Consider the following 24997-nt stretch of genomic DNA (forward strand, 5'->3'; position numbering starts at 1 on the left):
CCGAGACGTCCCTTGCCCCGTATCCTCGCCATTCTCACCGTCCGCAACGAAGCCGCCTTCCTGCTGGACTGGATCGCCCATCACCAGGCCGCCGGCATCAGCGATTTCCTCGTCTACTCGAACGATTGCGAGGATGGCACCGATGCCATGCTCGACCGTCTGCAGGCGCTTGGCCTGCTTACCCATCAGCGCAATCCCGGCCCCTACGACAGCCGCGGCATCCAGTTCACCGCGCTGAAGGATGCCGAACGTCATCCGCTGGTGAAATCCGCCGACTGGCTCCTGCCGCTGGACGTGGACGAATACGTCAACGTGAAGATCGGCGACCACACCCTGCCCGCGCTGATCGACGCCCTGCCCGAGGCGACGGCGATCACCCTCACCTGGCGGCTCTTCGGCAATGCGGGCGAGGTGCGCTATCGCGACATCCCCGTGACCCGCGCCTTCACCCGGGCCGCGCCCGCGGTGCTCTACTGGCCGTGGCGGGCGGCGATGTTCAAGACGCTCTACCGCAACGATGGCAGCTACCGCCGTCTCGGCGTGCACCGGCCGCGCGGGCTGGCACAGGCACGCGCCGACACGGTGCGCTGGTTCGATGGCCGGGGCCGCGAGCTGGACGCCCAGTTCACCAACCGCCGCATCTTCTCCAACTTCGGGCGCGACAACTACGGGCTGGTGCAGCTCAACCACTACGCGCTCGGCGCGATGGAGAGCTACCTGCTCAAGGCCGACCGGGGCCGCGCGGTACACGACGGCGACCGGCTGGGCCTCGACTACTGGGTCGAGCGGAATTTCAACGACGAGGACGACAGCTCCATCGCCGCGCTCTCGGAGCCGACCAAGGCCCGCAAGGACGCCCTGCTTGCGGATGCGGAACTGGCGCGGCTGCACCACGCCGCCGTTTCGTGGCGCCGCCGCCGCTTCGACGAGTTGATGCAGCAGGAACCCTACCGCGCCCTCATGGGCCGCCTCATGCTCTGCCCGCCGACCAAGCCGCTCAGCCTCAAGGAGGCGCGGTTCCTCATCGCCCGCGGCAGCGCCCCGCAAGGCTAGATAGAACCACGCAGGAGGCCACACAACCCATGCGGGAATGTGGCTGCCCCACCGGGAAATCCCCCGATGTGATCCTAATTTTGCCTGAATCGGAAACTATCCCTACGCTCAACGCGGGTCCGGGATATTTCCTTCGGACACCCGAGATTTGAGCAGCGAGAGACACAATGCAGGACCTTCCTGACGGCTTTGACATGCCCCTGCCCACCGACAGCCGCGCCGCATGGCTCGACGCGCTGGAGCAGGTCGCCGATGAGGCCGGTTACTTCGAACCTCTGGGAGAGCGCCACTTCGCCGCCTTCTGCGATGCCGGCCCCAATCTGCTCGTCACCTTCGAAACCACCGGCGGGATCGCCAGCCTGCTGGAGGATGCACGCCCCCTCGGCTGGCACCTGCTGGAGCGCAACGGCTGGTCGCATCTGCTCATCGCCTGCAAGGAAGACACGTGGTTCCGGGCGGACCGCGTCTATCGCTACATCGACCGGCTGATCGACGACGGGTTCTTCGAGGATTTCGAAGAGGTCGTCTTCTACGGCGCGGGCCCCTGCGGCTATGCCGCCGCCGCCTATTCCGTGGCCGCCCCCGGGGCGCGGGTGCTGGCGATCCAGCCCCAGGCCACGCTCGATCCCCGGATCGCCGTCTGGGACGACCGCTTCACCGACATGCGCCGCACCGATTTCACCTCCCGCTACGGCTATGCGCCGGACATGCTGGAAGCCGCGGCCAAGGCCTTCGTGGTCTACGACCAGACAGAGGAGCTCGACGCGATGCACGCGGCGCTCTTCACCCGCCCCAATGTGACCAAGCTGCGCATGCGGCTGGCCGGTGACGCGCTGCAGACCGACCTGCTGGCCATGGGCACGCTGATCCCGCTGATCGAGGCGCTGATGCACGACGAGCTGGACGAGGCCACCTTCGCCCGGCTCTGGCGGGCGCGCCGCGACTACCCGCCCTACCTGCGCAACGTGCTGGCGGCGCTCGACGTAGACAACCGGCTGGAGTTGGTCCGCGCGCTCTGCCGCAACGTGCTGGCCCGGATGAAGGCGCCGCGCTTTGCCCGCCGCCTCGAACGGCTCGAAAAGGGCGGCACCCCGGCCCCCGACATGGCCGAGGACCGCAGGACCGAGGACCGCGAGGTCGGCTGATCCGCCTGCCCGCCGGGCACCCGGTGGAGGGCGCGCCCGCATCTGCATCCTGAGCGCGCTCCCATCGCCTGCCTGCGCGGATAGATGCTGGCGTGCGCGCCGGACCTGTTGTAAGCGCGGGGCCATGGACAGGATCACGCTTCGCCGCCCCGACGACTGGCACCTGCATCTGCGCGATGGCGAGATGCTCAAGGCCGTATTGCCCGAGACCGCGCGCCATTTCGCCCGCGCGATCATCATGCCGAACCTCGTGCCGCCGGTGGTCACCGGGGCGCAGGCCGCAAGCTATCGCGACCGCATCCTGGCCGCGCTGCCCGAGGGCATGTCCTTCGAGCCGCTGATGACGCTCTACCTGACCGAGGACACCGACCCGGCCGACGTGGCCGCGGCCCATGCCTCGGGCCTCGTGAAGGCGGTGAAGCTCTACCCCGCGGGCGCCACCACGAACTCGCACTCCGGCGTGCGCGACTTCGACAAGGTCCGTCCCGTCTTCGAGACGATGGCCGAGATCGGCCTGCCGCTGTGCACCCACGGCGAGGTGACGGCCCATGAGGTCGACATCTTCGACCGCGAGGCCGTCTTCATCGAGACCGTGCTCGATCCGATCCGCCGCGCGACGCCCGGCCTGAAGGTCGTGATGGAACATATCACCACCTCCGACGCCGTGGACTACGTCGCCGCGAACGAGACCAACCTCGGCGCGACGATCACCACGCACCACCTGATGATCAACCGCAACCACATCCTCGTGGGCGGGATCAAACCGCATTACTACTGCCTGCCCGTCGCCAAACGCGCCTCCCACCAGCTCGCGCTGCGCAAGGCCGCGACCTCGGGCGATGCGCGCTACTTCCTCGGCACCGACAGCGCGCCGCACACCGACCCGAACAAGGAACAGGCCTGCGGCTGCGCCGGTTGCTTCACCGCCACGAACACCATGGCCCTGCTGGCCCATGTCTTCGAGGAGGAGAACGCGCTCGACCGCCTCGAAGGCTTCACCTCGCTGCACGGCCCCGCCTTCTACGGCCTGCCCGTGAACGAGGGCACGCTGACGCTGGCCAAGGGCGCTGCGCGCTCCCTCGCGGGCAAGCTTGCCACCGGCGAAGGCCCCGTGACCCAATTCGACCCCGGCCACCCCATCGAGTGGGACGTGGTCGGCTGATGCATTTCCGTTTCGAAAATATCCCCGCCGGAGGCCTGAAATCTCTGCGCGCCCTCTCTGACCGGAGCCCCGGTCGCAGAGGCGCTCAAGAGAGCCGAAGCTGCGCTTCGGAAGCCTCCGGCGGGGATATTTGGAAAACGGAAATCGACGAGAGATCTCAAGGAGACATGCGATGATCCCTTCCTCCTATCCGTCGCAAGAGGAAATCGCCCGGCTGACCGCGGGCATGCTGCTGGATATCCAGGCGGTGCACTTCAATTCGGACGAGCCCTATATCTATGCCTCCGGCAAGCCGGGCCCGACCTATATCGACTGCCGCAAGCTGATCTCCTTCCCGCGCATCCGCTCGACGCTGATGGACTTCCTCGCCATGACCGTCATGCGCAACGCGGGGCTTGAGGCCTTCGACAATGTCGCGGGTGGCGAGACGGCGGGCATTCCCTTCGCGGCGCTGGTGGCCGAGCGGATGTCGCTGCCGATGACCTACGTGCGCAAGAAGCCCAAGGGCTATGGCCGCAATGCCCGGATCGAGGGCGCCATGTCCGAAGGCGAGCGCGTGCTGCTGGTCGAGGATCTGACCACCGACGGCGGTTCGAAGATCTCCTTCGTGAACGCGATCCGCGACACTGGCGCCTCCTGTGCCCATACCGCGGTGATCTTCTACTACGGCATCTTCCCGCAGACCGAGAAGGTCCTGGGCGATCACGGCGTCAGCCTGCACTACCTCTGCACCTGGTGGGACGTGCTGGCCGAGGCACGCCGCCGCAAAGCCTTCTCCGAGGACACGCTGAACGAGGTCGAGGCCTTCCTCAACGATCCGACCGGCTGGCAGGATGCGCGGATGAACGCCTGACGGAACGCCTGACACGGGCGCACGCCCGGGGCCACGATTCGGCCCCGGCACCGGACAGACGCGGCCCGTGCGGCCCCCGCAGCGACAGTGACACCCCCCCTGCCCAAGCCATGGGCAGGGGGTGTTGCTTTCCGGCGACGTCTCGCCGTGGGCCCGGCGAAGAGCCGCGCAGATTTTCCGAAATCTTGACGGATTGCCCCGCACCGGCGCAAGATGTTGGGACGGCGAGTTATACACAGATGATCCACAGGGTTATCCAGATTGCGGTGCCCCGGGCCGATGGCCTATGACGGAGACCCGCCAGAGCGCGATCCGGTATGACAGAACCGGCCTCTGGCCAGGCGGGTCCGGCAGGGGACGCCGGAAGACGATCCTTGGGGACAAGACCGCGGCACGGGCAGTGCCCGCGGCAGGCGAGCGACAGCGGAACAGGCATGAACCAGAACACCTTCGATCCGACGGGCAGCGAGGCCGCTGGCAACGTGGAGGCCGCGGCCGTCGACCCGATGCCCCATTCCATCGAGGCCGAACAGCAGTTGCTGGGCGCGATCCTCACCAACAACGATGTCTACGACAAGGTGGCGCAGGTCATCGGGCCGAAGCATTTCTACGATCCGCTGCACGCGCGGATCTTCGAGATCGCCGCCGCCCGGATCGCCAAGAACAACCTCGCCTCGCCGGTCACGCTGAAGGCCTTCCTCGAGGATGACGAGGGGCTGAAGGAAGTGGGCGGCCCGGCCTACCTCGTGCGGCTCGCCGGCTCCGCCGTGGCGGCCTACGCGGTGCGCGACTACGCCCAGATGATCTATGACATGGCGATCCGTCGCCAGCTCATCGGGCTGGGCCGCGACATCGAGGCCAAGGCCACCAAGGTCGAGGTCCAGAACGACCCGCGCGATCAGATCGTGCAGGCTGAACAGGCGCTCTACAAGCTCTCCGAGCAGGGCTCGACCGAGAGCGGCTTCGTCTCCTTCCTGCGCGCCGTGACCGATGCGGTGAACGTGGCCAACGCCGCCTACCAGCGCGAGGGTGGCCTCGCCGGGGTTTCGACCGGGCTCATCGACATGGACAAGAAGCTGGGTGGCCTGCACCCCTCGGACCTTCTGATCCTCGCCGGGCGCCCCTCGATGGGGAAAACCTCGCTCGCCACCAACATCGCCTTCAACGTGGCCAAGGCCTATCGCCGGGGCACCAAGCCCGACGGGCAGGAAGGCACGATCGAGGGCGGCGTCGTGGGCTTCTACTCGCTCGAGATGTCGGCCGAACAGCTGGCCGCGCGTATCCTCTCCGAGGCGGCCGAGGTGCCCTCGGAACAGATCCGCCGCGGTGACATGACCGAGACCGAGTTCCGCCGCTTCGTGGAGGCCGCCAAGTCGCTGGAGGCCTGCCCGCTCTTCATCGACGACACGCCCGCGATCCCGATCGCACAGCTGGCCGCCCGGGCGCGGCGGCTGAAGCGGACCCACGGGCTCGACCTGCTGATCGTCGACTACCTTCAGCTGGTGCGCGGGACTGCCGACAATCGGGTGCAGGAGATCGCCGAGATCTCGATGGGCCTCAAGGCCATCGCGAAGGAGCTGAACATCCCCGTCATCGCCCTGTCCCAGCTGTCGCGGACGGTGGAAAGCCGGGACGACAAACGCCCGCAGCTGTCGGACCTTCGGGAATCGGGCTCGATCGAACAGGATGCCGACGTGGTGATGTTCGTGTTCCGCGAGGAATACTACGTCGAGCGGGAGAAGCCCTCCGACGACAAGCTGGAAGAGATCGCCGCCTGGCAGGAACGGATGAGCCGCCTGCACGGCAAGGCCGAGGTGATCATCGGCAAGCAGCGTCACGGTCCCATTGGCTCGGTCGAGCTGAGCTTCGAGGGCCGCTTCACCCGCTTCGGCAACCTCGCCAAGCAATGGCAGGAAGGCGGCGACGAAGGGTTCTGATCGAACCTCGCCCCACAACCGACTGTACAAAAACGGAAAACCGCCCCGGGACGAAACGCCCGCGGGCGGTTAACTGTCTTTCAGGGCCCTGCTGCCAGACTGGGAGCCATCCTCTCCCTGCTCCGGAATCGCGCAAATGGTCTTCACCTTTTCGTGCAGTTGTTACTTTTCGTTTACGTTTGGTCAGCTTCGGGCGGACACTGGTCACATGCGAAAAATCGGTGTGATGCTTCTTTCTCTCCTGGGAACGTTGCCACTCATGGCGCAGGCTCAGGACGACTGGCGCAATTCGGTGGAAGTCGACGTCGAATTGCTGCTGCTGGTCGATGTGTCCCGGTCCATGTCCCCCCGGGAACTCGACATCCAGCGTCGCGGCTATGCCGCGGCCCTGACCTCCGACGCGGTGCTGGGCGTCATCGGGGACGGTTTCATCGGCAATATCGCGGTCTCCTATGTGGAATGGGCGGGCGACGGCAACCAGCGTGTCGTGGCCGACTGGCAGGTGCTGCGCACCCGCGCGGATGCCGAGGCCTTTGCCGGGATCATCCTCAGCCACACCCTGCCCGGCATGCGCCGGACCTCGATCTCCTCGGCGCTGCGCAACGGCGCGCTGATGTTCGAGGGCAATGGCTACATGGGCCTGCGGCAGGTGATCGACATCTCGGGCGACGGGCCCAACAACGAGGGCGGCGCGGTCACCGTGGCGCGCGATGCGGCGCTGGCGCGCGGGATCGTGGTGAACGGGCTGCCGCTGATGACCCGCGAGGGGATCGGCGGGCAATGGCACCTCGACGACCTCGATGAATACTACGCCTCCTGCGTGATCGGCGGGCCCGGGGCCTTCGTGGTGCCGGTCACCGAATGGGCGAGCTTCGGCGACGCCGTGCAGCGCAAGCTGGTGATGGAGATATCGGGGCTGATGCCGGAGGGCACGCAGTTCGCCACCGCCCGTCCCGACACCTTGCCCGCCCCCGACATGCCTGCCCCCGATACAGGCCGCGCCAGCCGGGGCTGGCCCCTGCCCGAGGCGGTGACCGGCGTGCCGGTGCATCCTGCGCAATATGCCCCCAACGGGGGCGGCTATGACTGCCTCGTGGGCGAGAAGATCTGGCAACGCTACCGGGACGGATGGGAGCCTTGAGGCACGGCCTGCGCTGCTATCAACCAGGGTGCTCGCCGCGCGCCAAAGGCTGACTGGAAGAACAGCCTCATGCCCCACGCCGGTTTGACCCACCGCCGGTCGGACCGGGCGCCCGTCAGACACCACGGCCGATCAAGATCCCGGCACCCACCCGCCTGTCGCATGGCACCCTGTCGCCCGGCGGCGGAACTTCCCCTTGCGCCGCTGCGCGCGGAGGGCCAAAAGACCTCCATGAGCACTGGAACGCTGACCATCGACCTCGACGCGCTCGCTCGCAACTGGCGTGCGCTGGATGCCCTCTCTGCCGGACCTGTCGAGACCGGCGCCGTGGTGAAGGGTAACGGATATGGCATGGGGGCGGCTCAGGTCGCCACGGCCCTCGCGCGCGCAGGCGCCCGCAAGTTCTTCATTGCCACCGTCGAGGAAGGCGCCGCCGTGCGGCAGGCGCTTGGCGACGGTCCCGAGATCTGCGTCTTCTCCGGCCATATGGCGGGCGACAGCACCATGATCTACGACCTGAAGCTGGTCCCGATGATCAACTCCATCGACCAGATGCTGCGTCACGTGGAGATGACCCCCGGCCACCCCTTCGGCATTCAGCTCGACACCGGGATGAACCGGCTGGGCATGGAAGCCGCCGAATGGGCCGCCCTGCGCGAGATCGCCCTGCAGCAGAACCCGCGTCTCATCATGTCCCACCTCGCCTGCGCGGATGAGCCGGACCACCCGATGAACGCCCATCAGCTCAAGAATTTCAAGGAGATGACCGAAGGTCTCTCCGTCCCGCGCTCGCTCGCGGCCACGGGCGGCATCCTGCTGGGCCCGGACTACCACTTCGACGTGACCCGCGCCGGTGTCGGCATGTATGGCGGCCTGCCCTTCGCGGCGGCCGAGAATGTCATCACCCTCGACCTGCCCGTGATCCAGGTCCGCGAAGTCGAACCCGGCGAGACCGTGGGCTATGGCAACAGCTGGACTGCAGAAGCGCCTGCCAAGATCGCGACGCTCTCGGCCGGCTATGCCGACGGGCTGCACCGTGCCTTCGCCAAGGGGGCCCATGTCTTTGCAGGCGAGACCCCCTGCCCGCTGCGCGGCCGGATCTCGATGGACCTGATCACCGCCGAGGTCACCCACCTGCCCAAGGTGCCCGAGTCCCTGACCCTGATGGGCCCGCAGCAGAACACCGACGTTCTGGCCGACCTCGGCGGCACCATCGGCTACGAGCTCTTCACGTCGCTCGGTGCGCGCTACAAGCGGCAGTACCTCGGCGCATGAGCCTGATCGCGCATCTTCTGGCGGGGATCGGTCGCCGGGTCCTCGCGGCCCTCGCCACCATCGGGCGCGTGGTGCTCTTTGCCGCGCGCGCCTTCAGCCACATGGTGCGTCCGCCCTTCTACGGGCGTGAACTGCTCAATGCGCTGCTCCACATCGGCTGGCTCTCGCTGCCCGTCGTGGGGATGACGGCGATCTTCACCGGGGCGGCCCTCGCGCTGCAGATCTACGCCGGCGGCTCGCGCTTCGATGCGCAGGCCGTCGTGCCGCAGATCGTGGCGCTCGGCATCGTGCGCGAGTTGGGGCCAGTGCTGGTGGGGCTGATGATCGCCGCCCGGGTCACCTCCTCCATCGCGGCCGAGATCGCGACCATGAAGGTGACCGAGCAGATCGACGCGCTCACCACCCTCTCGACTCATCCGATGAAATACCTCGTCGCGCCCCGGGTGCTGGCCGCGCTGATCTGCGTGCCGGTGCTGGTGGGCCTCGGCGACATCATCGGCATCCTTGGCGGCTATACCGTCGCGGTGAACAACCTCGACTTCAACGGCGCCGTCTACATCCGCAACACCGTCGACTTCCTCGAGCCGCTCGACGTGATCTCCTCGCTGGTCAAGGGCGCGGTCTTCGGCGTCATCGCGGCGACCATGGGCTGCTATGCCGGCATGCAGTCGGGCCGGGGCGCGCAGGGCGTGGGCCGGGCGACGAAATCCTCGGTCGAGGCGGCCTCGGTGCTGATCCTCGCCGCCAACGTGGCGCTGACGGGGGCCTTCTTCTCGCTATGATCCGCTTTGAAGACGTCCATAAGACCTTTGGCACCAACGCGGTGCTGCGCGGCCTGAACCTGCAGGTCGACAAGGGCACCTCCATGGTGATCATCGGCGGCTCGGGCACCGGCAAGTCAGTGGCGCTGAAATGCGTGCTGGGGCTGGTGACGCCGGACAGCGGCAAGATCTACGTCGACGGTCAGGACACCGCCACGGGCGGCGACCGGGAGGCGTTTCTGGCCCGTTTCGGGATGCTGTTCCAGGGCGCGGCCCTCTTCGACTCGCTCCCCGTCTGGCAGAACGTGGCCTTCCGCCTGCTGCGCGGCGCGCTGAAGCGGCCCAAGGCCGAGGCGCGGGAGATCGCGGTGGAAAAGCTGCGCCGCGTGGGCCTCGGCCCCGAGGTGGCGGATCGCTTCCCGGCAGAGCTGTCGGGCGGGATGCAGAAACGCGTCGGCCTCGCCCGCGCCATCGCTGCCGATCCGGAGGTGATCTTCTTCGACGAGCCCACCACCGGCCTCGACCCGATCATGTCCGGCGTGATCAACGACCTGATCCGCGAGATCGTGGTCGAGATGGGCGCGACCGCCGTCACGATCACCCACGACATGTCCTCGGTCCGGGCGATTGCCGACAACGTGGCCATGCTGCACGCGGGCAAGATCCGCTGGACCGGCCCCGTGGCGCAGATGGATGCCTCGGGCGATCCCTACCTAGACCAGTTCATCCATGGCCGGGCCGAGGGGCCGATCGACCCTGTCCGCTGACCCGTCAGCCGGGCGTCCAGCCGCGCGGTCGGAGCCTCCGGCGGGGATATTTGGGAACAGTGGATGGCAAGAATGACACGTCTTCTGACCATCGCGAATGCGGCGCTGCTGCTGCTCTATCCGATCGCCTGGATGGCACCGCTGGCCCGCGCGGGCGTGCTGCCCTTCTTCGGGCTGAGCGAGATCTCGGTCCTTTCGGGCCTGCGGGCGCTCTGGCCTTCCGATCCTCTGCTGGCCCTGCTGGTGGCGGTCTTCGCCCTCGTAGCGCCAATGGCCAAGACACTGGCATTGCTCATGATTCACCTCGAACGCGCGCCGGTCTGGCTGCTCGGCCCGGTGAGTGTGCTAGGGCGGCTCGCCATGGCGGATGTCTTCCTCGTGGCGCTCTATATCACCCTCGCCAAGGGCATCGGCCTGGGCCACGTGGAAAGCGCCTGGGGCCTCTGGCTCTTCACCTTCTGCACCCTCGCTTCTCTGGGCATTTCAAGCCTCACCAAGAAAATCATTAATAAAAAGTGACGCAAGGTCCGGAACCAAAGCAGTTGTGGTACTGTTGAGGTGGAGATCGGCAGAAACTTGCCGACTTCCATCCCCAACCGGAGGAGTTGCCATGTCTCGCCGAACTGCCCCCTCGTCCTTTGCCCAAACCGCCCTGCCGCTGATCCAGGCCGCGGGCCTCGCGCTGCTGATCATCCTGACGTTGGCCGCCGCCGGGGCGACCATCGGCGCTGCCGTGGGCTGGCTGCCCTGGCTGCAGATCGACGCCGCCTTTGGCGAGACGCCTCTGCCCGCCGCGGGCCAGTCGCTCCAGATCGGGCTCACCGTGGTGCTGCTGGCGCTGACCGCCTATGCCCCGCTGCACGGGCGGGTGATGCGGCTCGAAGGCTCCCACCGCCAGTTCCGCATGTCGATGGAGGATGTCGCCCGCGCCTACCACGCGGCCCATGCCGCCGATCGCAGCGGCACCTTCCGGCTGTCGTCGCAGTTCGACGAGGTCCGCGACCGGATCGCCTTCCTGCGCGCCCATCCCGATCTCGGCGGGCTGGAGCCCGGCATCCTCGAATCCGCCGCCCAGATGAGCCAGGTCAGCCACGAACTGGCCGAGACCTATTCCGACGAGAAGGTCGAACGCGCCCGCACCTTCCTGCGCCAGCGGCAGGAGGAGGTCGAACTCTTCAACGAGCGCCTCGACCAGGCCAAGATCACCATGCAGGAGATCCGCGGCTGGCGCGACGCGGTGGAGATGGACGAGGCCGTGGCCGAAAGCCAGCTCAACCGCCTGAAGGCCGAGTTGAACGACCTCCTGCCCGAACTGAAGCTGGGCATGGCGGGCCTCGAGCGCCCCGGCAATGTCGTGGGCATGGCCAAGGCGGCGGAATAACCCCACCCGCTTTCCGTTTCGAAAATATCCTCGGGGGGAATTGGCCCGCAGGGCCAAGGGGGGCAGACAGCCCCCCATCCCCGCCCTCGCGCCCCGCGCGACGCCCCTTGGGGCCTCCCCGGTACCGCCCTCGCCCCTCCCTCATCACACAATCGCATTTGACCGCCCCGCCGCGCTGCGGCAAGACAGGCCTATGGCGAAAACACGCATCTTCACCTGTTCTGTCTGCGGCGCGACCCAGTCCAAGTGGTCGGGCCAGTGCGAAGCCTGTGGCGCATGGAATTCCATCGCCGAGGAGGCCCCGCTCAGCACCGGCCCGGGTACCAAGGGGCTCAAGGCCCGCGGCACCCGGCTTCAGCTGACCGACCTAGCGGCGCAGGAAACGCCCCCGCCGCGCACCTCCTCCAGGCTCGAGGAACTCGACCGCGTCCTTGGCGGCGGCCTCGTGCCGGCCTCTGCGATCCTCGTGGGCGGCGATCCGGGGATCGGGAAATCCACCCTGCTCCTGCAGGCCGCGGCGCGCTTTGCCCAGAACGGGCTCAAGACGGTCTATATCTCCGGCGAGGAAGCGGCGGCACAGGTGCGGATGCGGGCCCAGAGGCTGGGCCTCGGCCAGGCCCCTGTCGCGCTCGCCAGCGAGACCTCGCTGCGCGACATCCTCACCACGCTCGATGCCGAACGCCCCGACCTCGTGATCATCGATTCGATCCAGACCATGTGGTCCGACACCGTGGACAGCGCGCCCGGCTCCGTCAGCCAGGTCCGCGCGGCCGCCCACGAACTCACCACCTTCGCCAAGCGGCGCGGCTGTTCCGTGATCCTCGTGGGCCATGTCACCAAGGAGGGCCAGATCGCGGGCCCCCGGGTGGTCGAGCATATGGTGGACACGGTGCTCTACTTCGAGGGCGAACGCGGCCACCAGTTCCGCATCCTGCGCGCGGTGAAGAACCGCTTCGGCCCCGCGGACGAGATCGGCGTCTTCGAGATGACCGGCGGCGGGCTGGCGGAGGTGGCCAACCCCTCCGCGCTCTTCCTCTCCGACCGGGGCGAGCCCTCGGCAGGCTCCGTCGTCTTTGCCGGGATCGAGGGCACCCGCCCCGTGCTGGTGGAATTCCAGGCCCTCGTGGCGCCCACGCCCCACAGCCAGCCGCGGCGTTCGGTCGTGGGCTGGGACGGCGGGCGGCTTGCCATGATCCTCGCGGTGCTGGAGGCGCGCTGTGGCATCCCCTTCGCGGGGCTCGACGTCTATCTCAACGTCGCGGGCGGCATGAAGATTTCCGAACCGGCCGCGGATCTCGCGGTGGCGGCGGCGCTGCTTTCCGCGCGCGAGGATGTGGCCTTGGACGCACATACGGTCGTTTTCGGTGAGATTTCCCTCTCCGGCGCACTACGTCCGGTGAGCCAATGGGAAAACAGGTTGAAAGAAGCCAAGAAACTTGGTTTCACCTCAGCCATAACGCCGGCCGGCGGAACGCCGGGCAGCGACCAGGGTATGAAACAGCAGCCCATGAAGGACCTGACCCAGGTCGTGGGCGAGATTTTCGGCGCGGGCTGACGCGCGCGGTGACAGGCGCCGAGGCGCAGGGCCGACAGCAAGGAACGGGGACAGATGGAAGGTTTCACCATTATTGACGGGATCGTCGCGGCGGTCATCGTGCTCTCGGCCCTGCTGGCCTACTCGCGCGGGATCGTGCGCGAGGCGCTCGCCATCGCGGGCTGGATCGTGGCGGCGGTGCTGGGCTTCATCTTTGCCCCGCAGGTCCAGCCGCTGGTCAAGGAAATCCCGGTCATCGGCGAATTCATCTCGGACAGCTGTGAACTCTCCGTGATCACCGCCTTCGCCGTGGTCTTTGCCGTGGCGCTGCTGATCGCCTCGCTCTTCACGCCGCTCTTTTCCTCGCTGGTGCAGCGCTCCGCCATTGGCGCGCTCGACCAGGCGCTCGGCTTCCTCTTCGGGGTGGCGCGTGGCATCCTGCTCGTGGCGATCGCCTTCTTCGTCTACGAAACGGTGATCACCTCGCAGGACATGCCCATGGTGGACAACTCCCGTTCGGCACAGGTCTTTGCCCGCCTCACCGGCAAGATCGAGAACGAAGACCCCGAGCGCGCGCTCGGCTGGATCACCCAGCAATACGAACAACTCGTCGGCGTCTGCGAAGCGCCCGCCGGAACCCCTGCACCGGCCACCGCGCCCGCAGGGTCGTGATCACAGTATTGAACACCGTGCAATTGCACCCGGGGCCGTTGACCCCGGGTCCGCGGACCCTTATGTGATCGTTTCGTGACACCTCGGTCCCTTGCCTCTACACTCAGGGCAAGGTCACGCTAGGATTCGGAGCTGCCCCTTGTCCCGCCAGATGCCCTCTGCCGCCAGCGAAACCACCGCTGGCAAATCTGCGTTCAATGACGACCATCTCGACGATTGCCTCCCTCGGCACCCGTTCGACGATGACAAGCTGAAGGAGGAGTGCGGCGTCTTCGGCGCGATCGGCCTCACGGATGCGTCAAACTTCGTGGCCCTCGGCCTGCACGCGCTGCAGCACCGCGGCCAGGAGGCGGGCGGCATCGTCTGCCACCACCCCGAGCACGGGTTCAACTCGGCCCGCCGCTTCGGTTACATCCGCGACAACTTCACCTCGCAATCGGTGATGGAAACCCTGCCCGGGCCGGTGGCCATCGGGCATGTGCGCTATTCCACCGCCGGCTCCAAGGGCGCCGCGCAGATCCGCGACGTGCAGCCCTTCTTCGGCGAATTTTCCATGGGCGGCGCGGCCATCGCGCACAACGGCAACATCACCAATGCCGAGGCCCTGCGCCGCGAGCTGATCGAGCGCGGTTCGATCTTCCAGTCCTCCTCGGACAGCGAATGCATCATCCACCTCATGGCGCGCTCGCTTCAGCGCGGCATCCCCGAGCGGATGGAAGACGCGCTGCGCCGGGTCGAAGGCGCCTTCTCGGTCGTGGCCATGACCGGCACGCAGCTGATCGGCGTGCGCGATCCTCTGGGCGTGCGGCCCCTCGTCCTCGGCAAGGTCGCCGATGGCTGGGTGCTCTCCTCCGAGACCTGTGCCCTCGACATCATCGGCGCGGAGCTCATCCGCGAGATCGAGCCCGGCGAGATGGTGGTGATCACCGAGAAGGGCATCGAGAGCCGCCGGCCCTTCCGCCCGCAGTCGCCGCGCTTCTGCATCTTCGAGCATGTCTATTTCTCGCGTCCCGATTCGATCCTCGGCGGCCGCTCGGTCTATGAGACCCGTCGCCAGATCGGTGTCGAGCTGGCCCGCGAGGCCCCGGTCGAGGCCGACCTCGTCTGCCCCGTGCCCGACAGCGGCACCCCGGCGGCGATCGGTTTCGCCCATGAGAGCGGCATTCCCTACGGCATGGGGATCATCCGGAACCAATACATGGGCCGGACCTTCATCGAGCCGACCGAGCAGATCCGGAACATGGGCGTGCGGCTGAAGCTGAACGTGAACCGCGCCCTGATCCAGGGCAAGCGGGTGATCCTCGTGGACGACTCGGTGGTGCGCGGCACGACCTCGCGCAAGATCAAGGAGATGATCCTCGACGCCGGCGCGGCCGAGGTCCACTTCCGCATCGCCTCCCCGCCGACCGCGTGGCCCTGCTTCTACGGCGTGGACACCCCGCAGCGCGAGAAGCTGCTGGCAGCGACCATGTCCGAGGACGAGATGCGCGATCACCTCGCGGTGGACAGCCTCAAGTTCATCTCGCTCGACGGCCTCTACCGCGCCGTTGGCGAGGCCAATGGCCGCAACAACAGCTGCCCGCAGTATTGCGACGCCTGCTTCTCGGGCGAATACCCGGTGGCGCCCTCCGACATGATCGAGAAGGGCTTCGAGCTGAAGGCCGCCGAGTAAGGCAGGTCGGATATGATTGGAAAGGCGGCCCCCGGGGCCGCCTTTTCCGTTTTCCGGGGGCTGCTGCCGGCTGTAGAGACCGCCCGCCGCTCGGGGTGGGTTCCCCTGAGCAGGGTATCGGCCCACCCCAAAGCAGATGCACGACATTGAAGGGCACCGAACGCCCTCCTCCACGCGCGCTTTCCGCCCCAATGCGCCGCTTCGCGATCAAGATCTCCCAAGCATCTTCTCTGTCTCGCGCCAATGCCTGCCCACCGGCCTTCACATAGGGCAGCGCCGTCCCGCGGGGTGGCGCAATAGCGCCGCCCCCGGGGGGGGCGGGTCGGCGCTGCCCGGCCTCTCGGCCGGGCGGGACACACCGAGGGGACAGCGACTTGGCGCAAGACGGACGGTCGCGCACCCTCCTGTTCATTCCATGAACTCTGCACAGCGCCTCGCGGCATTCAGCCAGCCCCCTGCGATAGCGCCACATCCCAAACCGGACAACGCCCCTTCCCCCAAACCGCGCCCCGCACACCACACCCGGCGCCCGCGTCGCCGCACCGCAGGCCGTGCCGCCTGTTTCACTTGACCCGGCGCATCAAACCGCGCAGATCCCGGCCATGACTGACCAGATCGCCCTCATCACCGGTGCCTCGCGCGGGCTCGGCGCGGCGCTTGCCGCCGCTCTCGCGCCGACCCATCACATCGTCGCCGTCGCCCGCACCGTGGGCGGTCTCGAAGCCCTCGACGACCGGATCAAATCCGCAGGCGGCAGCGCCACGCTGGCCCCCATGGACATCACCAACCGGGATGCCATGGCCCAGCTCTGCCGCTCGGTCTATGACCGCTGGGGCAAGATCGACCTCTGGTGCCACACCGCGATCTCGGCTCCGCCGCTTTCGCCCGCAGCCCATATCGACGCCAAGGACTGGGACAAGGCGGTCGAGTGCAACGTGACCGCGCTCGGCGTGCTGGTGCCCTATGTCGCGCCCCTGCTGGGGACCGAGGGCAAGGCGATCTTCTTCGACGATCCCGTCGTCGCGACCCGCTTCCACGGGGCCTATGGCGCCACCAAGGCCGCGCAGATCGCGCTTGCCCGCTCGTGGCAGGCCGAAACCGCCGCCACCGGTCCCGAGGTCCATGTGCTGACGCCCCTGCCGATGCCGACCGCCCTGCGGGGCCGTTTCCACCCGGGCGAGGACCGCGAGGCGCTCTCCGATCCCGACAGCGAAGCCGCCCGGCTGCTGCCCAAGTTCACCTGAAAAGACGCTGGCGGGCGCCGGAAACGGCCCCCGCCCTCGCACCGAACCGGCCCGCGCACGACCGCCACCGAAGGGCGTGACACGCCGCACGCGGCCCGCCGCAAACCGCCCTGCAAACCCGCGCTTACGCGCCCCCGGACCGGCTTTTATGCCACGCCCGTCGCGGCAGCGCCTGCCACGGCTTGCCCCCCTACCGGCCCTCGCTTATGCAGGGGCCACCCCACGACGGAAGGCGAATTCATGCGTATTCTCATTACCAATGACGACGGGATCAACGCACCGGGTCTGAAGACGCTGCACGCCATCGCCAAGACGCTCGCCGGCCCCGAGGGCGAGGTCTGGACCGTCGCCCCCGCCTTCGAACAATCGGGCGTGGGCCACATGATTTCCTACACCCGCCCGATGATCGTCTCCAAGATGGGCGAGCGCCGCTTCGCCGTGGAAGGCGCCCCCGCCGATTGTGTCCTCGCCGGGCTGCACGACGTGCTCAACGGCCAGCACGTGGACCTGATCCTCTCGGGGGTGAACTACGGCAACAACTCGGCCGAGAACGCGCTCTATTCAGGCACCCTCGGCGGTGCCATCGAAGGCGCGCTGCAGGGCATCCCCTCCATGGCGCTGTCGCAGTTCCTCGGGCCGGACAATTTCAACATCGACGATCCGTTCGAGGCCGCGGCCCAGCATGGCGCCGCCGTGGTCCGCAAGGTGCTGGACCACGGGCCCGCGGATGACGGCGATTACCGCCTGTTCTACAACATCAACTTCCCGCCGGTGCCCGGGGCCTCGGTCAAGGGCGTGCGCGCCTCGGCCCAGGGCTTCCGCCGCTACACCAAGTTCGGGATCGAGCCGCATCTGTCGCCCTCGGGCCGCCGTTTCCTCTGGGTCAAGGGCGGCCAGCAGGGCGAGAAGACCGCGCCCGGCACCGATGCCCATGACAACCTCGAAGGCTATGTCTCGGTCACGCCGATGCGGGCAGATTTCACCGCCCATGACATGCTCGCCGCGCTGAAGGCCATCGAATGACCGACGCAGCCGCCGAGCGGAAGATGCAGTTTCTCTTCGCCCTGCGCTCGCGCGGGGTCACCGACAAGCGCGTGCTCAACGCCATGGAGAAGATCGACCGCGGGGCCTTCATCCGCGGCATCTTCGCTGAACGCGCCTATGAGGACACGCCGCTGCCGATCGCCTGCGGCCAGACCATCAGCCAGCCCTCCGTGGTGGGCCTGATGACCCAGGCGCTGGAGGTCCACCCCCGGGACAAGGTGCTGGAGGTCGGCACCGGCTCGGGCTACCAGGCGGCGATCCTCAGCCAGCTGGCGCGCCGGGTCTATACCGTGGACCGCCATCCCCGGCTCGTGCGCGAGGCGCAGGGCGTCTTCGACGCGCTCTCGATCGCCAATATCACCACGTTTACCGCCGACGGCTCGCACGGGCTGCCCGACCATGCGCCCTTCGACCGCATAATCGTGACCGCCGCGGCCGAGGATCCGCCGGGGCCGCTCTTGGCCCAGCTCAAGATCGGCGGTATCATGGTGCTGCCCGTGGGCCAGTCGGACACGGTGCAAAGCCTGATCCGCGTGCGCCGCACCGAGACCGGGCTGGAATACGACGAACTGCGCTCGGTCCGCTTCGTGCCGCTCCTGGAAGGGCTCGGCCGGGACTGAGACCGCCGGACAGGCGGCAGGGCGCGGATTGCAGACGGCGGGTGCGCCCGTCGGCCCGACCTGGCCGCCACGGCCGTATGTCGGTGCGAGAGGCAGAGGCGCGACGCGCCACGGACAGGAGCAGACCCGGCCCGCGCGAGGGCCGGCATCCCCCGCAAGACGGGGGTGGCGAGGGATCGAACATGACCATGATTGCAGGGCGTCCGAGCCCCAAGACCCGGCGCTACGGCGCCTTCACGCTGGCCACGGCCGCCCTGGCCCTGATGGCCGGCTGCACCGAGCCGCTGGACTTCGACATGCGCGGCCATCTGGGCGCGTTCAACACCTCCGAAGCGGCCCGGAACGCCTCGATGTCGCGGCCCCGGCCGGACAACCGCGGGATCATCTCCTACCCGAATTACCAGGTCGCCGTGGCCCGCCAGGGCGACAGCGTGGCCCAGCTTGCCGCCCGCGTCGGCACCTCGGCCGAGGACCTCGCCCGCTACAACGGGCTGCAGACCGGCGACACGCTGCGCGAGGGCGAGGTCATCGCCCTGCCGACCCGCGTCGCCGAACCCTCGCCCGCGACCGGCGCCCTCGGCACCGGCCCGATCCTGCCCGCCGTGGACGTGGCCTCCGTCGCGGGCCGTGCCCTCGACGAGGCCAGCGCGGTTCAGACCACGACCCTCGATCCCGCGCCCGTGGCCGCGGCCCCGGCACAGGCCCCCGCCACGCCCGCAGCAGGCCAGAGCGGCGATGAGCCAATCCGCCACAAGGTCCAGCGCGGCGAAACCGCCTTTACGGTCTCGCGGCTCTACAAGGTCTCCGTGCGGTCGCTGGCGGAGTGGAACGGCCTCGACGAGAATTTCACCATCCGCGAGGGGCAGTACCTGCTGATCCCGCCGGTGGGCGCGCAAGCCGCCCCCGCCGCAACGACCCGGACCGAGGCCCCGGGCGTGGGCTCGCCCACGCCGGTGCCGCCGAGCTCGGCCGAGCCCCTGCCCGCCGAGAAGACCCTGCCGCAGGCCGAGGCCCGCGCCCAGGCGAGCCAGGTGGCCGCCGCGCCCGACCTTTCGGGCGGGACGAGCGTGACCACCCCCCGTGCCGGTGCCGAAATGGTCTATCCTGTGAAGGGCAGCATCATCCGCACCTACACCAAGGGCAAGACGGACGGGATCGACATCGCCGCCCAGCCGGGCAGCTCCGTCGTCGCCGCCAAGGCGGGTTCGGTCGCGGCCATCACCTCGGACAGCGACAACGTCCATGTGATCGTGCTGCGGCACGCCGATGGGCTGCTGACGATCTATTCCAACGTGACCGGCATCGCCGTGAAGGAAGGCCAGCAGGTCTCCCAGGGCGCCAAGATCGCGGAAATCCGGCCCGGCGCCTCGCCCTACGTGCACTTCGAAGTGCGCCGCGGGATGAACAGCACCGACCCGATGCCCTTCCTGGACTGAGCGCCCTGCGGGCGCACATGATGTTTGGCCGGGCCTCCGGCCCGGCGCTGCCGGCCCTGACGGGCCGGGCCTCCGGCGGGGATATTTGGGAACAGTGGATGAAGAGGATTTATTAACCTTCATCCCCCAAGGTCATGAGGCGGTACAGGCGGGGACGCCGATGGCCGTAACAGTGGATGCGCCCCTGTCTCATCGGCAGGGGCGTGTTTCGTTGGAGGTTCCGAGTGGAGCCCTCTCATCCACTGTTCAGAAATATCCCCGCCGGAGGCTTGAAATCTATGCTCCGCCCCAACGGCGGGTGGCTCAGCCTACGGTCTTCAGCGCGACGCCGTGACGACCGGCGAGGTCGAGGAAGAACTGCCAGGCGACGCGGCCCGAGCGGGCGCCACGAGTGGCTTGCCACTCGATCGCCTCGGCACGCAGTTCGGCCGGATCGACCACGAGGCCATGGGCCGCGCAATAGCCGTCAATCATGGCCAGAAAATCGTCCTGGTTGCAGGGGTGGAAGCCCAGCCAGAGGCCGAAACGATCGGAGAGCGAGACCTTCTCCTCCACCGCTTCCGCGGGGTTGATCGCCGAGGAGCGCTCGTTCTCGATCATGTCGCGCGGCATCAGGTGGCGGCGGTTCGAGGTCGCGTAGAAGAGTACGTTGTCGGGCCGGCCGGCGATGCCGCCGTCGAGCACGGCCTTGAGCGACTTGTAGTGCTGGTCATCGTGGCTGAAGGAGAGGTCGTCGCAGAAGAGCAGGAAGCGCTCCTCTGCCGCGCCGAGGATCGACATCAGGCGGCTGACGGTGGGCAGGTCTTCACGTTGGAGTTCGACCACCTTGAGGGCCTGACCCTGGCGCAGCACCTCGGCGTGCACGGCCTTCACGAGGCTCGACTTGCCCATGCCGCGCGCGCCCCAGAGGAGCGCATTGTTCGCCGGCAGGCCGCGGGCGAATTGCAGCGTGTTGGCAAGCAGGATGTCGCGGGAGCGGTCGATGCCCACCAACAGGCCGAGATCGACCCGGCTGACCCGCCCGACGGGGGCGAGCCGTTCCGGGGCCACCTGCCAGACGAAGGCATCGGCCGCGGCGAAATCCGGGGCCTCCAGCGGCGCGGGTGCCATACGCTCCAGCGCCGCCGCGATCCGGTCGAGCGGATCACTCATCCTTGGGCTTCGCGGTCGTTTCCGCGTCGTCTTCGGGCGCGTCGTCCTCGGGGTCATCGAACTCGCCCATCAGCGGGTCTTCGTCCGCGTCTTCCTCGTCATCGAGGAGGCCCTCTTCGCGCAGGCGTTCGAGGCGTTTCTTCTCGACCCGGCGCACGAGAATGATGGAGATCTCGTAAAGGCCATAGACCACGGTGAAGAGGATCACCTGGGTGATCACGTCCGGCGGGGTCACGAGGGCGGCCAGCACGAGGATCGCGACCACCGCGTATTTCCGCACAGAGCCAAGGCCCTCGGCGGAGACGAGGCCGGCCTTGCCCATCAGCGTCAGCAGAACGGGCAGCTGGAAGCAGAGGCCGAAGGCCACGATGAACTTGATCGTCAGCGAAAGGTATTCCTGGGCCGAGCCCTGGAAGGCGATGCCCGCCACGCCCCGCTCGACCTCGCCATCGCCCAGCACGGTGCCGGGCTGCTGGAAGCCGAGGAAGAAGTCGAAGGCCATCGGCGTCACGACGTAGAAGGCGAAGGCCGCGCCGAGGAAGAACATCACGGGCGAGGCCACGAGGAACGGCAGGAAGGCGTTCTTCTCGGACTTGTAGAGGCCCGGCGCCACGAAACGCCACATCTGCAGCGCGATATAAGGGAAGGACAGGCAGAGCCCGCCGAGCAGCGAGATCGAGATCGCCACGAAGAAGCCTTCCTGCAGCTTGATCAGGATCAGGCCGCAGTCCCCGGTCTGGCCGCGTTCCGCCAGAGCCGAGCAGAGCGGCTGCGTCAGGAAGTTGAAGATCGGGTTCCAGACGGTAAAGCAGAGCACCATGGCGATGACGAAGGCCACCACCGAATGGATGAGCCGCGTGCGCAGCTCTGCCAGGTGTTCGATCAGCGGTGCGGAGCTGTCGTCGATCTCGTCGGTTTGGCTCATGCGTCACCGGTCTTGGAAGGGGTCTCGGATGTCGGCGTGGGCGCGGCCGGGTCGGGCTTGGGGCCCGTGTCGGCGGCGGGTGCCGGATCAGGCTGGGGCGTCGCCGCGGCGGCGGCTTCCTCGGCCTTGCGCTGCGTGGCGCGTTCGGCGGCGGCGTTGCGGATCTTCTCCGCGGCCTCGGCCCGCTCCTTCGAGAGTTTCTCGGTATTGCTGCCAGCAGGTTTCTTCGCGGATTTCGGCGTCAGGTCCGCCGCGTCGCGCAGCTTGTCGAGGCCGAATTGTTTCGGATTCGCAGCATCGCGGAGCGTCTTGGTGACGTCATCCACACCGGATTCCTTGGCCGCGTCCTCCATGGCGCGCGTGAACTCGCGCGCCATGCCGCGGGCCTTGCCGACGAATTGGCCGACGTTCCGGAACAGGACCGGGAGGTCCTTGGGTCCGACCACGATCAGTGCCACGATGCCGATGAGCAGCAGCTCGGACCAGCCCATATCGAACATGGCGGATTACGCCTTGTCCTTGGTCTTCTCGGGGCTGTCTTCCGGCGTCACGTCGCGGGCGCCTTCGGCGCTTGCGTCTTCGATTTCCTTCGTGCCGTCGCTCACGCCCTTCTTGAAGGCGGTGATCCCCTTGCCGACCTCGCCCATCAGGCCCGAGATCTTGCCGCGACCGAAAAGCACCAGAACGACGACGGCGATCAGCAGAAGACCGGGCAGACCGATATTGTTCAGCATGACTTTGCACTCCCATTGGGGGCCAACGGTGCGGCTGGCCCGGACTGTCCCCGGTATCTAATGGTTCGACGGGGGGGATGAAAGGTTGAAAGCGACCGGCCCCCGGGCTTTTTTGCCGCCCCGCCCTATATCTGTCCGCTTTGCCGCATGCCCTCGGGGCAGCTCAGCCACGCCGGGCCGGGAAGACAAAGCAGCGATCGCGGCGGATCGTCAGCCATAGCGGCTTGCCGGGCCTTGGCAGGAAGACATTCGGCACGGTCGCCTTGAGGATCGAGCCATCGTGATCCATGCGGAATTCCACGAGGCTCTCGTTGCCCATGAAACGGGCACGTTCCACCACGCCGCGCGCGGGCGTGCCATCCTGGGGCGTCGGCAGCGGGCCCTGACCGTTGCGGTCGAAGTCGATCTTGAGGTGCTGGGGGCGGATCACGATCTCCACCTCCTGCCCGTCGGCCACCCCGGGGGCCAGGAACTGGCCGAAGGGCGTATCGGTCAGCGCGCCTTGAACTTTGCCGCGGATCACGTTGATATCGCTGAAGAAGGCGACGGCCTGCCGGTCCGCGGGGGCGTTGTAGATATGATAGGGAGAGCCGCGCTGCACCACCTTGCCGTTGCGCATCAGCGCGATCTCGTCAGCCATGCGCATGGCTTCTTCCGGCTCGTGGGTGACAAGGAGGACGGCGGCGTCTTCCTCCTTCAGCACGGCCAGCGTCTCGTCGCGGATGTCGTCGCGCAGGCGGTTGTCGAGGCCAGAGAAGGGTTCGTCCATCAGCATGATGCGGGGGCGCGGCGCGAGGGCGCGGGCCAGGGCCACGCGCTGCTGTTCCCCGCCCGACAGGTTGTGCGGCCAGGCGTCGAGGAAACGGTGCAGATCGACCCGTTTCAGCATCTCCTCGACCCGGGCGCGTTTCTCATCGCGGGAGCCGGAGAGGCCGAAGGCCACGTTGTCGGCCACGGACAGATGCGGGAAGAGCGCGAAATCCTGGAACATCAGCCCGATGGAGCGGCGTTCCGGCGGGATGCGGAAATGGGTGTCGCAGATCAGCTTGCCATCGACCCAGATCGAGCCTTCGTCCTGCATCTCGACGCCCGCGATCATCCGCAGCGTGGTGGATTTGCCGCAGCCGGAGGGGCCCAGCAGGCAGGTCACCTGCCCCGGCATCACGCTGAGCGATACGTCATCCACCACCGCGCGCCCGTCGAAGCGCCGGATCAGGTTGCGAATCTCTAGTCTGGGTCGCGTCTCCACCCTGCCCCCTCTGGCGTCGGCTCGCGCAGGGTCCTGGCCCGTGCCGAGTGATTTTGTCAGGTACAGACCGCTCTAGCAGGCGGATCGGGGGGTGTCCACGCCCCGGCGCGGGCCGGGCGGACAGGCCATGCCAACCGGGCCGGACAACGCCTGTCCGATCGGCAACGGACGCGGCACGGGGCACTGCCGGTGCGCTCACGATGGGGGCCGAGCCATGCGGGAGGCGGGTTTGCAAACAAGGGACGGGCAGTTTGCAAACCAGGGGCTCCGGCCGCCCCCCGTGCGGCCCCTTGCCCGCGAAACAGCAAGGGCCGCGCGCGGATGCGGCGGCCCTTTTGTCTGCGTGTCTCTGCCTGCGGGTGCCTTCCAGCGACGCAGGCTGCGCGTCCCGGTAGGCGGCGGGACGGCCCCGGATCGTCCGGGGCCCGCCATCGCCGCCCTTGGCCGGATCACATGGTGGTGTTGCCCACGCCGCCATCCAGCAGGATGTTCTGGCCAATCATGAAGCCCACGTACTGCGAGCACATGAAGGCGCAGGTGGCGCCGAACTCTTCCGCCGTGCCGATGCGGCCGGTGGGGTTGGCCGCATTGCGCTTGGCGATGACCTCCTCGTAGGGGATGCCCTCCTTGGCCGAGGTGCCCTTGGCCAGCGAGACGGCGCGGTCGGTCTCATGCAGGCCGGGCAGCAGGTTGTTCATCACCACGCCCGAGCTGGCCACCTGACGCGAGGTGCCGGCGACATAGCCGGTCAGACCCGCGCGGGCGGAGTTCGAGAGGCCGAGGATGCCGATCGGCGATTTCACCGACTGCGAGGTGATGTTGACCACCCGGCCCCAGCCGCGCTCCATCATGCCCGGCACCAGCGCCTTGATCAGCGCGATCGGGGTCAGCATGTTGCTGTCCAGCGCCTTGATGAAATCCTCGCGCTCCCAGTCCTGCCACATGCCCGGGGGCGGGCCGCCCGCGTTGTTGACGAGGATGTCGATCTGGCCACAGGCCTCGAGCACCTTGGCCCGGCCTTCCTCGCTGGTGATGTCGGCGGCGACGGCCGTCACTTCGACACCGGTCGCTTCGCGGATTTCGGCCGCCGTGGCCTCCAGCGCCTCGGCGCCGCGGGCGTTGATGACGAGGTTCACACCCGCCTCGGCCAGCTTCATCGCGCAGCCCTTGCCCAGACCCTTGGACGATGCGCATACCAGCGCGCGCTTGCCTTTGATCCCGAGATCCATTTACCTCTCCC

At 67.8% G+C, this 24997-nt stretch carries 24 protein-coding genes; 18 read left to right on the plus strand and 6 right to left on the minus strand.

The annotated features are described in order from the left end of the window. Nucleotides 1-12 precede the first annotated feature (12 nt). From LCM32_RS11625 to LCM32_RS11710, 18 genes are all read left to right on the plus strand, one after another. Nucleotides 13-1053, plus strand: coding sequence for a glycosyltransferase family 2 protein (locus tag LCM32_RS11625; protein ID WP_224821234.1), 1041 nt, complete (start codon nucleotides 13-15; stop codon nucleotides 1051-1053). Between the two features lie 167 nt (nucleotides 1054-1220). Beyond that, complete coding sequence (locus LCM32_RS11630) at nucleotides 1221-2198, plus strand: phosphoadenosine phosphosulfate reductase (RefSeq protein ID WP_224821235.1); 978 nt, start codon at nucleotides 1221-1223, stop codon at nucleotides 2196-2198. Between the two features lie 124 nt (nucleotides 2199-2322). Next, complete coding sequence (pyrC, locus tag LCM32_RS11635; protein WP_224821236.1) at nucleotides 2323-3360, plus strand: dihydroorotase; 1038 nt, start codon at nucleotides 2323-2325, stop codon at nucleotides 3358-3360. A gap of 172 nt (nucleotides 3361-3532) precedes the next feature. Then, entirely contained in the window at nucleotides 3533-4213 is a 681-nt protein-coding gene (locus LCM32_RS11640; RefSeq protein ID WP_224821237.1) for an orotate phosphoribosyltransferase, read from the plus strand. A 434-nt stretch (nucleotides 4214-4647) separates the two neighbouring features. Continuing rightward, nucleotides 4648-6150, plus strand: a complete 1503-nt coding sequence (locus tag LCM32_RS11645) for a replicative DNA helicase (protein ID WP_224821238.1) — start codon at nucleotides 4648-4650, stop codon at nucleotides 6148-6150. Between the two features lie 259 nt (nucleotides 6151-6409). Then, nucleotides 6410-7291, plus strand: a complete 882-nt coding sequence (locus tag LCM32_RS11650; protein WP_224821239.1) for a DUF1194 domain-containing protein — start codon at nucleotides 6410-6412, stop codon at nucleotides 7289-7291. A 231-nt stretch (nucleotides 7292-7522) separates the two neighbouring features. Beyond that, nucleotides 7523-8566, plus strand: a complete 1044-nt coding sequence (gene alr / locus LCM32_RS11655) for an alanine racemase (protein ID WP_224821240.1) — start codon at nucleotides 7523-7525, stop codon at nucleotides 8564-8566. Then, entirely contained in the window at nucleotides 8563-9348 is a 786-nt protein-coding gene (locus tag LCM32_RS11660) for an MlaE family ABC transporter permease (protein ID WP_224821241.1), read from the plus strand. The genes alr and LCM32_RS11660 overlap by 4 nt, the downstream gene beginning before the upstream one ends. Beyond that, nucleotides 9345-10094, plus strand: a complete 750-nt coding sequence (locus LCM32_RS11665; RefSeq protein WP_224821242.1) for an ABC transporter ATP-binding protein — start codon at nucleotides 9345-9347, stop codon at nucleotides 10092-10094. Before LCM32_RS11660 ends, LCM32_RS11665 begins: the two co-directional genes overlap by 4 nt. A 72-nt stretch (nucleotides 10095-10166) precedes the next feature. Then, a complete protein-coding gene (locus LCM32_RS11670) occupies nucleotides 10167-10613 on the plus strand; it encodes a paraquat-inducible protein A (RefSeq protein ID WP_224821243.1) in 447 nt (148 codons plus the stop codon). A 91-nt stretch (nucleotides 10614-10704) separates the two neighbouring features. After that, nucleotides 10705-11475 carry a DNA repair protein gene (locus LCM32_RS11675; protein ID WP_224821244.1) on the plus strand — a complete coding sequence of 257 codons (771 nt, stop codon included), beginning with the start codon at nucleotides 10705-10707 and terminating at the stop codon, nucleotides 11473-11475. A gap of 193 nt (nucleotides 11476-11668) precedes the next feature. Then, on the plus strand, nucleotides 11669-13030 hold the full coding sequence (gene radA, locus LCM32_RS11680; protein WP_224821245.1) for a DNA repair protein RadA: 1362 nt from the start codon (nucleotides 11669-11671) through the stop codon (nucleotides 13028-13030). 54 nt (nucleotides 13031-13084) lie between these two features. Continuing rightward, complete coding sequence (locus LCM32_RS11685; protein WP_224821246.1) at nucleotides 13085-13681, plus strand: CvpA family protein; 597 nt, start codon at nucleotides 13085-13087, stop codon at nucleotides 13679-13681. Nucleotides 13682-13832: 151 nt separating this feature from the next. Next, the gene (gene purF, locus LCM32_RS11690) at nucleotides 13833-15353 is read left to right on the plus strand and encodes an amidophosphoribosyltransferase (RefSeq protein ID WP_412070683.1); all 1521 of its coding nucleotides are present in this window, start codon (nucleotides 13833-13835) and stop codon (nucleotides 15351-15353) included. A gap of 602 nt (nucleotides 15354-15955) precedes the next feature. Further along, nucleotides 15956-16597, plus strand: a complete 642-nt coding sequence (locus LCM32_RS11695) for an SDR family NAD(P)-dependent oxidoreductase (RefSeq protein ID WP_224821248.1) — start codon at nucleotides 15956-15958, stop codon at nucleotides 16595-16597. Nucleotides 16598-16837: 240 nt separating this feature from the next. Then, nucleotides 16838-17620, plus strand: a complete 783-nt coding sequence (surE, locus tag LCM32_RS11700; RefSeq protein ID WP_224821249.1) for a 5'/3'-nucleotidase SurE — start codon at nucleotides 16838-16840, stop codon at nucleotides 17618-17620. Next, a complete protein-coding gene (locus LCM32_RS11705) occupies nucleotides 17617-18261 on the plus strand; it encodes a protein-L-isoaspartate(D-aspartate) O-methyltransferase (protein WP_224821250.1) in 645 nt (214 codons plus the stop codon). The genes surE and LCM32_RS11705 overlap by 4 nt, the downstream gene beginning before the upstream one ends. Nucleotides 18262-18443: 182 nt before the next feature. After that, a complete protein-coding gene (locus LCM32_RS11710) occupies nucleotides 18444-19697 on the plus strand; it encodes a LysM peptidoglycan-binding domain-containing M23 family metallopeptidase (protein WP_318246190.1) in 1254 nt (417 codons plus the stop codon). 303 nt (nucleotides 19698-20000) lie between these two features. On the opposite strand, the gene LCM32_RS11715 is transcribed toward LCM32_RS11710, so the two are convergent. The 6 genes from LCM32_RS11715 to LCM32_RS11740 all read right to left on the minus strand — a co-directional run bounded on the left by LCM32_RS11715 (nucleotide 20001) and on the right by LCM32_RS11740 (nucleotide 24986). Continuing rightward, the gene (locus LCM32_RS11715; RefSeq protein ID WP_224821251.1) at nucleotides 20001-20849 is read right to left on the minus strand and encodes an ATP-binding protein; all 849 of its coding nucleotides are present in this window, start codon (nucleotides 20847-20849) and stop codon (nucleotides 20001-20003) included. Then, nucleotides 20842-21774 (minus strand): twin-arginine translocase subunit TatC, encoded by a 933-nt coding sequence (gene tatC / locus LCM32_RS11720; RefSeq protein ID WP_224821252.1) that lies wholly within the window; start codon nucleotides 21772-21774, stop codon nucleotides 20842-20844. Before tatC ends, LCM32_RS11715 begins: the two co-directional genes overlap by 8 nt. Continuing rightward, complete coding sequence (gene tatB, locus LCM32_RS11725; RefSeq protein ID WP_224821253.1) at nucleotides 21771-22274, minus strand: Sec-independent protein translocase protein TatB; 504 nt, start codon at nucleotides 22272-22274, stop codon at nucleotides 21771-21773. The genes tatC and tatB overlap by 4 nt, the downstream gene beginning before the upstream one ends. A 6-nt stretch (nucleotides 22275-22280) precedes the next feature. Further along, nucleotides 22281-22508: a twin-arginine translocase TatA/TatE family subunit gene (locus LCM32_RS11730; RefSeq protein WP_224821254.1), complete on the minus strand. Its 228-nt coding sequence runs from the start codon at nucleotides 22506-22508 to the stop codon at nucleotides 22281-22283. Between the two features lie 163 nt (nucleotides 22509-22671). Continuing rightward, nucleotides 22672-23757, minus strand: a complete 1086-nt coding sequence (locus LCM32_RS11735) for an ABC transporter ATP-binding protein (protein WP_224821255.1) — start codon at nucleotides 23755-23757, stop codon at nucleotides 22672-22674. 449 nt (nucleotides 23758-24206) lie between these two features. Next, a complete protein-coding gene (locus tag LCM32_RS11740; RefSeq protein ID WP_224821256.1) occupies nucleotides 24207-24986 on the minus strand; it encodes an SDR family oxidoreductase in 780 nt (259 codons plus the stop codon). Nucleotides 24987-24997 lie beyond the last annotated feature (11 nt).

It is taken from the genome of Pseudooceanicola nanhaiensis (assembly GCF_020171315.1).
Lineage (GTDB): Bacteria > Pseudomonadota > Alphaproteobacteria > Rhodobacterales > Rhodobacteraceae > Pseudooceanicola > Pseudooceanicola nanhaiensis_A.

Bases quoted from the DNA above. Each gene is read 5' to 3' on its own strand.
- LCM32_RS11630 (WP_224821235.1), top strand. From the start codon at position 1,221: ATGCAGGACCTTCCTGACGGCTTTGACATGCCCCTGCCCACCGACAGC.
- pyrC (WP_224821236.1), top strand. From the start codon at position 2,323: ATGGACAGGATCACGCTTCGCCGCCCCGACGACTGGCACCTGCATCTG.
- LCM32_RS11640 (WP_224821237.1), top strand. From the start codon at position 3,533: ATGATCCCTTCCTCCTATCCGTCGCAAGAGGAAATCGCCCGGCTGACC.
- LCM32_RS11645 (WP_224821238.1), top strand. From the start codon at position 4,648: ATGAACCAGAACACCTTCGATCCGACGGGCAGCGAGGCCGCTGGCAAC.
- LCM32_RS11650 (WP_224821239.1), top strand. From the start codon at position 6,410: ATGGCGCAGGCTCAGGACGACTGGCGCAATTCGGTGGAAGTCGACGTC.
- alr (WP_224821240.1), top strand. From the start codon at position 7,523: ATGAGCACTGGAACGCTGACCATCGACCTCGACGCGCTCGCTCGCAAC.
- LCM32_RS11660 (WP_224821241.1), top strand. From the start codon at position 8,563: ATGAGCCTGATCGCGCATCTTCTGGCGGGGATCGGTCGCCGGGTCCTC.
- LCM32_RS11665 (WP_224821242.1), top strand. From the start codon at position 9,345: ATGATCCGCTTTGAAGACGTCCATAAGACCTTTGGCACCAACGCGGTG.
- LCM32_RS11670 (WP_224821243.1), top strand. From the start codon at position 10,167: ATGACACGTCTTCTGACCATCGCGAATGCGGCGCTGCTGCTGCTCTAT.
- LCM32_RS11675 (WP_224821244.1), top strand. From the start codon at position 10,705: ATGTCTCGCCGAACTGCCCCCTCGTCCTTTGCCCAAACCGCCCTGCCG.
- radA (WP_224821245.1), top strand. From the start codon at position 11,669: ATGGCGAAAACACGCATCTTCACCTGTTCTGTCTGCGGCGCGACCCAG.
- LCM32_RS11685 (WP_224821246.1), top strand. From the start codon at position 13,085: ATGGAAGGTTTCACCATTATTGACGGGATCGTCGCGGCGGTCATCGTG.
- purF (WP_412070683.1), top strand. From the start codon at position 13,833: ATGCCCTCTGCCGCCAGCGAAACCACCGCTGGCAAATCTGCGTTCAAT.
- LCM32_RS11695 (WP_224821248.1), top strand. From the start codon at position 15,956: ATGACTGACCAGATCGCCCTCATCACCGGTGCCTCGCGCGGGCTCGGC.
- surE (WP_224821249.1), top strand. From the start codon at position 16,838: ATGCGTATTCTCATTACCAATGACGACGGGATCAACGCACCGGGTCTG.
- LCM32_RS11705 (WP_224821250.1), top strand. From the start codon at position 17,617: ATGACCGACGCAGCCGCCGAGCGGAAGATGCAGTTTCTCTTCGCCCTG.
- LCM32_RS11710 (WP_318246190.1), top strand. From the start codon at position 18,444: ATGACCATGATTGCAGGGCGTCCGAGCCCCAAGACCCGGCGCTACGGC.
- LCM32_RS11715 (WP_224821251.1), bottom strand. From the start codon at position 20,849: ATGAGTGATCCGCTCGACCGGATCGCGGCGGCGCTGGAGCGTATGGCA.
- tatC (WP_224821252.1), bottom strand. From the start codon at position 21,774: ATGAGCCAAACCGACGAGATCGACGACAGCTCCGCACCGCTGATCGAA.
- tatB (WP_224821253.1), bottom strand. From the start codon at position 22,274: ATGTTCGATATGGGCTGGTCCGAGCTGCTGCTCATCGGCATCGTGGCA.
- LCM32_RS11730 (WP_224821254.1), bottom strand. From the start codon at position 22,508: ATGCTGAACAATATCGGTCTGCCCGGTCTTCTGCTGATCGCCGTCGTC.
- LCM32_RS11740 (WP_224821256.1), bottom strand. From the start codon at position 24,986: ATGGATCTCGGGATCAAAGGCAAGCGCGCGCTGGTATGCGCATCGTCC.